Annotated in this window: 12 protein-coding genes; 5 read left to right on the top strand and 7 right to left on the bottom strand. The window is 56.0% G+C overall.

The features are described 5' to 3' along the window. Window positions 1-78: 78 nt before the first annotated feature. Entirely contained in the window at window positions 79-252 is a 174-nt protein-coding gene (locus DOP62_RS03535; RefSeq protein WP_208673314.1) for a hypothetical protein, read from the bottom strand. Window positions 253-312: 60 nt separating this feature from the next. Here DOP62_RS03535 and sufU point away from each other — a divergent pair, with 60 nt between their 5' ends. From sufU to DOP62_RS03520, 3 genes are read left to right on the top strand one after another with little or no spacing between them, the layout of a single operon-like run. Further along, a complete protein-coding gene (gene sufU / locus DOP62_RS03530; protein WP_208673313.1) occupies window positions 313-795 on the top strand; it encodes a Fe-S cluster assembly sulfur transfer protein SufU in 483 nt (160 codons plus the stop codon). Continuing rightward, on the top strand, window positions 792-1,319 hold the full coding sequence (locus DOP62_RS03525; RefSeq protein ID WP_208673312.1) for a Ycf51 family protein: 528 nt from the start codon (window positions 792-794) through the stop codon (window positions 1,317-1,319). The genes sufU and DOP62_RS03525 overlap by 4 nt, the downstream gene beginning before the upstream one ends. Beyond that, entirely contained in the window at window positions 1,312-1,734 is a 423-nt protein-coding gene (locus DOP62_RS03520; protein WP_208673310.1) for a DUF4332 domain-containing protein, read from the top strand. The genes DOP62_RS03525 and DOP62_RS03520 overlap by 8 nt, the downstream gene beginning before the upstream one ends. Here the strand turns inward: DOP62_RS03520 and DOP62_RS03515 are convergent. The 5 genes from DOP62_RS03515 to DOP62_RS03495 all read right to left on the bottom strand — a co-directional run bounded on the left by DOP62_RS03515 (window position 1,720) and on the right by DOP62_RS03495 (window position 6,898). Then, window positions 1,720-2,580: an RNA polymerase sigma factor SigF gene (locus DOP62_RS03515; RefSeq protein WP_370538865.1), complete on the bottom strand. Its 861-nt coding sequence runs from the start codon at window positions 2,578-2,580 to the stop codon at window positions 1,720-1,722. The two genes, DOP62_RS03520 and DOP62_RS03515, sit on opposite strands and share 15 nt — an antisense overlap. Before the next feature lie 443 nt (window positions 2,581-3,023). After that, window positions 3,024-4,004: an HTH-type transcriptional activator CmpR gene (gene cmpR, locus DOP62_RS03510; RefSeq protein WP_370538864.1), complete on the bottom strand. Its 981-nt coding sequence runs from the start codon at window positions 4,002-4,004 to the stop codon at window positions 3,024-3,026. A gap of 69 nt (window positions 4,005-4,073) precedes the next feature. Beyond that, window positions 4,074-5,006 (bottom strand): methylenetetrahydrofolate reductase, encoded by a 933-nt coding sequence (locus tag DOP62_RS03505; protein WP_208673308.1) that lies wholly within the window; start codon window positions 5,004-5,006, stop codon window positions 4,074-4,076. Beyond that, window positions 5,003-6,016 (bottom strand): tryptophan--tRNA ligase, encoded by a 1,014-nt coding sequence (gene trpS / locus DOP62_RS03500; RefSeq protein WP_208673307.1) that lies wholly within the window; start codon window positions 6,014-6,016, stop codon window positions 5,003-5,005. The genes DOP62_RS03505 and trpS overlap by 4 nt, the downstream gene beginning before the upstream one ends. A 66-nt stretch (window positions 6,017-6,082) precedes the next feature. Continuing rightward, window positions 6,083-6,898 carry an ABC transporter permease gene (locus tag DOP62_RS03495; RefSeq protein ID WP_208673306.1) on the bottom strand — a complete coding sequence of 272 codons (816 nt, stop codon included), beginning with the start codon at window positions 6,896-6,898 and terminating at the stop codon, window positions 6,083-6,085. Window positions 6,899-6,998: 100 nt separating this feature from the next. On the opposite strand from DOP62_RS03495, the gene DOP62_RS03490 reads away from it, so the two are divergent. After that, window positions 6,999-7,565 carry a DUF3172 domain-containing protein gene (locus tag DOP62_RS03490; RefSeq protein ID WP_208673304.1) on the top strand — a complete coding sequence of 189 codons (567 nt, stop codon included), beginning with the start codon at window positions 6,999-7,001 and terminating at the stop codon, window positions 7,563-7,565. A gap of 180 nt (window positions 7,566-7,745) precedes the next feature. Here the strand turns inward: DOP62_RS03490 and DOP62_RS03485 are convergent, their stop codons facing one another. Beyond that, entirely contained in the window at window positions 7,746-8,474 is a 729-nt protein-coding gene (locus DOP62_RS03485) for a Bax inhibitor-1/YccA family protein (RefSeq protein WP_208673302.1), read from the bottom strand. A 167-nt stretch (window positions 8,475-8,641) separates the two neighbouring features. Between DOP62_RS03485 and DOP62_RS03480 the strand changes: the two genes are divergently transcribed. Continuing rightward, window positions 8,642-9,001, top strand: a complete 360-nt coding sequence (locus tag DOP62_RS03480) for a tetratricopeptide repeat protein (RefSeq protein WP_208673301.1) — start codon at window positions 8,642-8,644, stop codon at window positions 8,999-9,001. Window positions 9,002-9,003: the final 2 nt, after the last annotated feature.

Raw genomic sequence — 9,003 nt, 5'->3', positions numbered from 1 at the left:
GGTCAGTCCCACCGAGCCAAGTCCTGTCCTTGTCAGAGCATCTCTGGCGTTCGATCTCCCATGACGGTGTCAGGGCCGCTAGGGTGCTGGTGTCGTATCAACAAATTGCAACGATTGCGAAGTCATGCGTAACTGCGATCGCCAGCGCTCAAAGCGATCAATTTGGATAGCCTGCCAAGCAGTCCCTGTCAGGGATCCCTGAGCTGGGATGAGTGTAGGCAAGAAGAACACCTGTCGAGCGAACGTACTCACAGCAGCAGAATGCGGAAGCAGGTTAGGATCGAGCACGACCTTGCGAGACGTATCGCCGCCATGCAGGCAGGCAATCTGCGCGACCTGTACCAGCAGGTCATTCTGGAGCATTACAAAAAGCCCCGCCATCGAGGGACCGCCGACCCGATTGACCGACACCAGCGCGGTCACAATCCCTCCTGTGGCGACACGATTGAGCTGACCCTCAGTTTGAACGAGGCAGGCGATCGCATTACGGCGGTCAAATTTGAGGGAGAAGGCTGCGCGATCGCCATGGCTTCCGCCGACTTAATGGCTGGAGCTCTGGCAGGTCGCACGGTCACCGAAGCACTGGAGATGGTGCAAACTTTCCAAGCCATGATGCGCGGTGATTCTGAATTTCCCCATGAGCTGCGCAAGCTCAATGTGATGAAAGGAGTTGCGCAATTCCCGGTGCGGATCAAGTGTGCCAATTTGGCTTGGCATACCCTGCGCGCCGCTCTCGATTCACCCCGCTTGAGCGATTTTGTCAGTACGGAAACGAGTGAGGAAGCATCTGCATGAACAGTGCCGCCACAGATTTTTTTGCGATCGCTGGCTGGCTGGGTTGGGCGGCTCTCGCTCTGGCTGTTTTGACAGTGCTGGCCTTCATTTTTGGCTGGGGCTTTCGCTTCCGATTGGTGGGGGTCACCGCCTTTACAGTTGTTTTGATCGGTGGCTGTATCGGCTTTGCCTTGGGTTTCAAGCAGCCAGTCAGCATTGAAGGAGCGGTTGCTTTTAATGTGGTCTATGATGCTGGCGGCAGCGAAGCTGTGGTTGCAGTTGAACCCACAATCGCACCTGAAGCCATTGAACCGACCCTCAAGCAAGCAGCGTTTAATCTCTTTTCGCGCGGTCGCTACAGCAGCCAAGGCGAGCAACAGTTGCACATTCGGCTGCGCACCATTGTGCATCCCCAGCCTGGCATCTCTGAGCCACTCTACCTCGGGGAAGTCCGGCGATCGCTGAATCAACTCGATGACGAAGCGATGCAGATCAGTACTAATCTCAAGGCGATCGCTCGCTTAGCTCAAGCGGAGCATGGCTGAGTCTGTACCGGATCAGGGTTGGCCGCTGACGCAGCTCCCCGGTCTCAGTGATCGCGATCGCCAGCAGTTAGCGGCGCTGGGCCTGCACTCCAGTAGAGATTTACTCCAACTGCGATCGGAAGCAGAGCAGATGGAATTGGCTCAAAAACTACGCCAGCCAGTGCAGCGCCTACGAAAATGGCAAGCCCTAGCGCAGCTCTCGCACCTTCCGTCTGTGAACCATCGCTGGTGTGGCGTGCTGTTGCACACAGGTATTGGCAGCCTGCAAATGCTCGCGATCCAAAGTCCGCCGCAACTGCATCAACGCCTGCATCGTCTCCAGCGATCGCTTCTGGGCGATCGCAGTCCAGCTCCGACGCTTGGACAAGTCGATCGCTGGATCCGTGAAGCTCAGCAGTATTTACAACGCCGCTGATCGAGAGTCGTTCTGAGGCTGAATCGAGGACTCGTTGGCCATCCGTTCTAGATGTTCAGCGATTTTTTGAACGCCGCGATTGATCCGGCGCGTGATCGTCATAGGACTAATGCCAAACTGTTGAGCTGCCTCTTTACGGGTCAATCCCCGCAAGTAGACTGACTCAATCGCTGTTCGAGCCTTTTCCTCCAGTTGCCCGATCGCCTCGATTAACTGCTGACGTTCTTCGAGGGCTGCCTGCTGCCACTGCTGACTGTTATCCGGTAGCGTTTCCACTAACGTGACCGAGGAATCCCCCGCTTGATTGAGGGTGGCATCGAGACTCATCGGCAGACGATTGCGGCGGGCGAGATGAATTTCCTGCCACTCCGTCATGGACAGGTTCAATGCCGAGGCCAGCTCTTGTTCAGTGGGGGCACGCCCCCACTCATGGCGCAGGGCTTCGCGCAGATGCTGGCCTTGACGCTGGAGTTCCTGCCAGCGGCGCGGGATGCGGACACTATGGCAGCTATCGCGTAAAAAGTGGAGGATTTCACCGCGAATGTAAGGCACGGCAAAGGAGCTAAAGGCACAGCCCTGATGGGGCTGAAATCGCTCGATCGCTCGAATTAACCCCAGAAAGCCAATCTGCTCAAGGTCTTCATAGGGCTCCGAGCACTGACGGCTCAAGCGGTGGGCAATTTTGCGAACGAGCCCGAGATTCAACTGCACGATTTGATTGCGGAGGGCAATGCTGGGATTCTCAGCGTAGGCGACCAGCAATTCCATCCCTCGGGTCCGTAACGCTGCTGAGTTCACCATCATGGGGCCTCCGAGGATTGTGTGAGGCAAGGAGAACTTGGGCATCCTAGGGGGGGCTTGCCGCCGCTCTCTAAACCCACCGTACGAAGGGGATTCGGGGAGCGCTATGAACTGCAATAATCCTTGATACTCCCGCAAAAACCGTGACTGAAAAGCGTTGCTAAAGCTGAAATTTCGGGCGATTCCTGCCAAGTTCGGCTAAGTCGAACTATTCCGTCCTCAACGGCTGAATAACCCTCCTGCGATCGCAGTTATGCCCGACTACTGGAAATGAGTGGTGGTGCTCTCAAGTTTTTGAAGCTGAGTCTCTTTTGCCTGAGAGTGGGTGATCTTCCCTTAAACTCTGTCAGCCATCAACTGCCAGTGACCGCCGCTCTGGTACGGCAAGGTCGTCAGCACCTGAATTCAGCGATCGCCCACCACTAAGCAACTCACTCCACAGACTGTCAGCGGCCGATGAGGAGTGCAGCTTTGTCCTCTGTTGCCAGTTAGACCTCAAGCAGAGGCTCAGGATTTTCAGGATTATCTGCTGCGATCACGCTTGCGCTTGCTTCAGGAATTTGAATATCTGCTGCGATCCGCTGGCTTTCTGTGAGGAGGTAATCCAAAAAAGTTGCAGCGACAGTCGAGAGTTGCTTACCGGCTGGATAAACGGCATGCCACTGGCGATGGATGGGGAATCCTTCAACCTCAAACATCACTAATTCCGGCGTTGCACCCGCTGAGGTCAGGGTGTGATAAGACAGCACCGCGAGTCCTAAGCCCCCGAGAATGGCTTGCTTAATTGCTTCGTTGCTACCGAGGTCGAGCTTGACATTCAAATTGAGGTTATGGGCAGCAAATAGCTGTTCCGCTGCTTCCCGAGTCCCCGACCCCCGTTCCCGCAGAATAAACGGCTCTTGTGCGATGCGCTCGAGGGAAATGCCTCGCTGCTTCGCGAGGGGATGCGTTGCTGGGCCTACGACAACAAGGGGGTTATCGAGGAAGGGCTGTACAGTGATATCTAGTCCACTGGGGGGACGGCTGAGCACGTAGAGATCGTCAAGGTTGTCATTGATCCGATTGACGAGACCCTCATGGTTGGTCACCTTGAGAGAGACATTGATGCCGGGGTAGCGCTGGCAAAAGGGTCCGATCAAGCGGGGAATAAAGTACTTGGCCGTGGTGATGACTGCGAGACGTAGCTGACCCTGTTTCATGCCTTGCAGGTCAGCGATCGTCATGTCGAGCTGTTCGAGCTGCTCGAACACCTGCCGGGTTGTTTTGTAGAGCTGACGTCCTGCTTCTGTGAGGTAGAGCCGCTTACCAATTTGCTCAAAAAGCGGCAGACCGACTGCTTTGGTCAGTTGTTTGACCTGAATGGAGACTGTGGGCTGGGTCAAATACAGCTCTTCTGCCGCGCGGGTGAAGCTACTATGGCGGGCAGCGGCTTCAAACACTTTGAGCTGGTGCAGCGTCAGATTTTTCACAACCTAATCACCATTCGATAGACTCAAGTCTATCTTTAATTCACGTTTCTAAGAATTTTCTCTATATATCTATGGCATAAGCAGAGTCGATGGTTGGCGATCGCTCGTGGGTTGCAGTGGTGCAATCCCAGCTTGATCGAGAATGGCTGGAATCAAGTCTTCCCGCCGGACTGCCATTAGATGCACGCCTTGGCAAAGTTGCTGAGCCCAACGAACCTGTTCAGCCGCGATCGCAATCCCTTCTGCCAGTGGATCCGCTGCTGCTGCGAGGCGATCGATGATCGTCTGGGGAATCTGCACTCCTGGCACATTGCGATTGATAAACTCCGCGTTTTTGGCGGACTTGAGTAGGAAGATACCGGCCAGTACAGGGCGACCGCTAGGCCGTGCGATCTGCTCCATGAAGCGATCGAGGCGATCGAAATCGCAGATTAGCTGGCTCTGAAAGAACTGCGCGCCCGAGTCCACCTTGCGCCAAAAACGGCGTTCCAGCCCCGACCAGCTCTTGAGTTGTGGATCGACGGCTGCGCCTGCAAACAGATCACTGGCACCATCCGGCAGCGGCTTGTCGTGGATATCTAGTCCACCGTTCAGCTTCTGGATCAACTGCAGCAATCGCACGGATTCCAGCTCAAACACTGGCCGCGCTTCAGGACTATCGCCGGCTTTGACCGGGTCACCCGTCAGCGCCAAGATATTGTCCAGACCGAGGGCTTGCGCCCCGAGGAGATCGGCTTGTAGGGCAATGCGATTGCGATCGCGGCAAGCAACTTGGCAGATTGGCTCAATGCCCCGCTGGCGCAGCAACACCGTCGCAGCGAGGGAGGACATCCGCATCACGGCGCGACTGCCATCGGTGATGTTGATGGCATGGACGCGCGATCGCAGCAGTTCCGCATGGACAAGCATGCCACTGGGATCGGCTCCCTTGGGTGGCGCTACCTCAGCGGTGATTAAAAACTCACCAGCGGCGACCGCTTCGCGAAAACGACGCATGTTCATGCCACGGGCCGACTAAAACCAAGGGCATCTTGGACACGGCGCAAGGTAGCATTCGCCACTTCACTGGCCCGTTCTCGGCCTTGCTTCAGCACACTATCCAAATAGCCTGGCTCCGATCGCACTTCGTCGTATTTGGTCTGGATCGGACGCAGGGCCTCGATCGCCGCTTCTGCCAACAGCGGTTTGAATTGCCCCCAGCCCATGTCGGCACATTCTGCGGCAACAGTCTCGCGACTACGGCCACTCAGGATCGCGTAGAGGCTCAACAGGTTATTACACTCGGGGCGATCGGGGTTATCAAATTCCAGCCCGCGCTGCGGATCGGTCTTACAGCGCTTGATCTTCTTCTCAATCAGCTCGGGCGGATCCAGCAGGTTAATCCGGCTCAGTTCCGTCGGATCTGACTTCGACATTTTCTTGGTGCCATCGGTCAGGCTCATCACCCGTGCCCCTGCCTTAGGAATCAAGGGCTCCGGCAACTTGAAGACTGGCGTTTCGTCGCGCCCAAACAGGTGATTGATGCGAACCGCAATGTCGCGGGTCAACTCTAAGTGTTGCTTTTGGTCTTCGCCCACCGGGACGCGATCGGCATCGTAGAGCAGAATATCCGCTGCCATCAGCACGGGGTAATCCAAGAGCCCCGTCGAGACGTTCTCTCCTTGTTTCAGCGCTTTTTCCTTGAACTGAATCATGCCTTCCAGCCAGTTCAGGGGCGTCACGCAGTTCAGCAGCCAAGTCAGCTCACTGTGCGCTGAGACATGGGACTGCACAAAAATCGTCGAGCAACTGAGATCGATGCCACAGGCCAAATAGAGCGCTGCCGTGCGATAGGTGTTCTCAGCCAGCGTGGTTGGGTCGTGGGGAACCGTGATTGCGTGCAGATCGACCACACAGAAAAAGTTGTCGTACTGCTGCTGACCTTCGACCCAATTCCGAATCGCCCCGAGATAGTTGCCGAGGTGCAAGTTGCCGGTCGGTTGAACACCGGAAAGAACGCGGGGCTTCCCCATGGGGCAGGCAGAGTCCAAATGGCTACAAAGGACTATTGTGCCTGAGGATCTCCCTGCGCCCGCGCCTTAGTCTTGCTGGCTAGCAAACTGCTTGGCACCCAAGGCAGCCAAACTTGTCGCTAACAGCACCAGGATCACCAGGCTGTACCACGGATATTCGGCAGGATTGTAGGCGGCAGCGCGCAATCCCAAATTGGTATAGGTCAGGGGCATCAGATAGACCGCTGCTTTAAGGGCGATCGGCAGTTGTGCCGGATCGAAGAAGGTTGCCCCTAAAAACGACATCGGCACAATCAAGAAGTTGTTGTAGAGGCCGACAGTCTCCAAAGACTTGACCCGCAGGCCAACCAAGACACCAATGCCAGCGAAAGTGGCACAGTTCAGGACCAGTGTCAGCAGAAAGAGCGGATGCAGGAAGCCCCAGCTCCCCGTCGCTAAAATCGCGATCGCCAGCAAGGAGACGGAGGTCAGTAGTCCGCGCACAACGCCCGCGATCATCTTGCCAATGTGCAATGCCAGCGGATGAACCGGCAGCAGCAGCGTTTCCTCAAAGGTTTTGCTGAATAGTCGCTCGCCACAGATCGAAAAAGTGGTGCCGCCAAAGCTAATTGCCATCGATGACAGCGCCACCATCCCCGGCAGGATGAATTCCAAATAGCTGTTGTATCCCTCTGGCAAACCAGAGCCGGGGCGCAAGGAACTACCTAAGCCAAAGCCAAAGGCAACGATATAGATTAGGGGCGAGACTAAACCAGAGGAAACGATCTGGGTGACGCGAACCCGCAGATCGAGCCAGTCTCCCCAGAACACGGTTAGGCTGTCTTGCCAGATCAGAGCCAAGGGCGATCGCGGCGTTGTGATTGAAGCGAGGAGAGGAGCCATGAGGTTCCGGGAACAATCGTGCTAAACCAGTACTCAGATCAGGATACGGTGCGTTTTTGGTCGCACCCTCACCTTCCTGCAGTTGCCAACGAGGCTTTGCATGCGACGCCGTCCTTCTCCTCCTTCCTACCCGAGCCGCTATTCAGAGCCGCCGAGCCGATCGCCCCAGCCGCCACAGGACAAGGGCAAAAATCCGTTTGACTTGATGACGCTGTCGATTCTGGGCGGGGTGTTGATCATCGGAATTGGCATTGGCTCGGTGATCACCTCGAACCTCAGCTTCTCGCCGGAGAACGTCGTCTCGCGGGAAGCACTGGACCAACAAGCCCCCGATCGCGATATCTGTGTCCAGTACGGTGCCAGTGCCGTCGCCATGGATATGCGGGTCTTCATGACGCTCAACCCGTTTAGCGTCTATGTTTCGCAGCCTGTGATGCAACCTGGCTGTGTGATTCGCCGCAATAACTGGGCAGTGCTGGAACAACAGGGGGCAGTCAGCAGCAACGATGTCCGCGACTGCAAAAACCGGATGAATACCTTTGCCTATACAGGCACGCTGCGCAGTAAACCGGCGGTGAACTGCGTCTATCAGAACGATGCAGCGCAGAATCTCTTCCTATCGCCGGGCGGGGCTGAACAGTCACCGAATGAAACCAACCAGTTTTAAGCCTTACAAGCTGAATACTGGTGAGGTCAGGGGCATCCGCCCCTTGCCCAAAGGATGGGGTAAAGACTTGAACTCAGCCTGAAAATGCTCTGCTTGCGATAGCAAAAAGGCCAGGTCCACTCAGGACTTGGCCTTTGCAACTATTAGGAAGTGGTAGAGCCCTAAATGGGCGATCGTAGCCTAGTCGCGACTGCTGCCCGAAATAGCGATCAGGAAGCGCAGGATGAAGATGAACAGGTTGATGTAGGTCAAGTACATCGACAATGCTGCGGCCAAGTATTGGTCATCGCGATAGGTGCGCGGCAGCGTATAAAAGTCGACGAAAGCAGCACCGATAAACAAGACTGTGCCAGCACCGGCGATCAACAGCTCCAGTCCACCCCGCAGTGCCGGGATGAAGATGCCGCCAATTAGCTGCACCAACATCACCAAGAACAGGGCGCCAATGCCCAAGGTGACTGTCTGGGTGAGGGCTTGACCCGTCGACTCGGACATTTTTTGCCCGAAAATGCTGGCCAAGATGAAGGTGATGCCGCAGCCGAGAGCTGCAATCCCAAGGCCACCAATGCCAACGCTGCCGAGGGCGATGCTGATCAGGCCGGTCAACGAAAAACCAGTGACCAGACCATACAAGGCCAGAATCGGTAGGGCTGTGCTGTTGTTCCCACGCGAAGCGATGCCTTGGGCAACGAAGAACAGCACCAGCTGTAGCACGATGGAGCCGATCCAAAGCGGCATAAACAGGCCAGGATTGCTGCCCAGAATGCCTAAACCACCGTAAACACCGACAGAGGTCAGGATGAGACCGCCGCCCACAAAGGGCAGGGAGCGACGCACCACACTGGGGCCTACCAGTGCGCTAGTCTGGGCCTCACGAATTGCGTCTCGAAAGTTGCTCGAGGTGGACATGAAAAATCTCTCCAGAGCTGCTGCAGGCTTTAAGAGGCCCGCAAGAGGCTGATTGCTTACAGCATAGCGACTGTGGCGATCGCACGCAGGACGGTTTTCCGCCTCTCGACATCGCTATCAGACAATCAAAGCTTGGGAAAATTCTCGAACTGAATGGAAGGCTCGACATGGCAGCTAGCGATCGCAAAGGCCGAATTGCAAAACTTCTGCTGGTTTATGTCAGTGGCATTGCCTTTATCGGCACCAGTGCGGTCGGCATTGTGGGCGCGCTGCAATCGAGTTGGCAAGCCAGTCAGGAATCCGAAACTGCAGGGCTGGTCAGCGCTGACCTGCTGAAACAAATTCAGGGTTACCGCAATGTGGTCGAGCGCGAACCCAACAACCGCTTTGCCCTAGAACAGCTCGTGCAACTAGAGCTGCAACTGGGCCGCAAGACCACGGCGCAGGAGTATCTCGATCGCTTGCTGAAACTGGATCCACAAAATTCGGCGTACCAGTCGCTCCAGCAACAGCTCGCCCAAAAGTAGCC

Source organism: Synechococcus elongatus PCC 11801 (assembly GCF_003846445.2).
GTDB lineage: Bacteria > Cyanobacteriota > Cyanobacteriia > Synechococcales > Synechococcaceae > Synechococcus > Synechococcus elongatus_A.
This window is presented reverse-complemented; position numbering and strand designations above follow the sequence as displayed.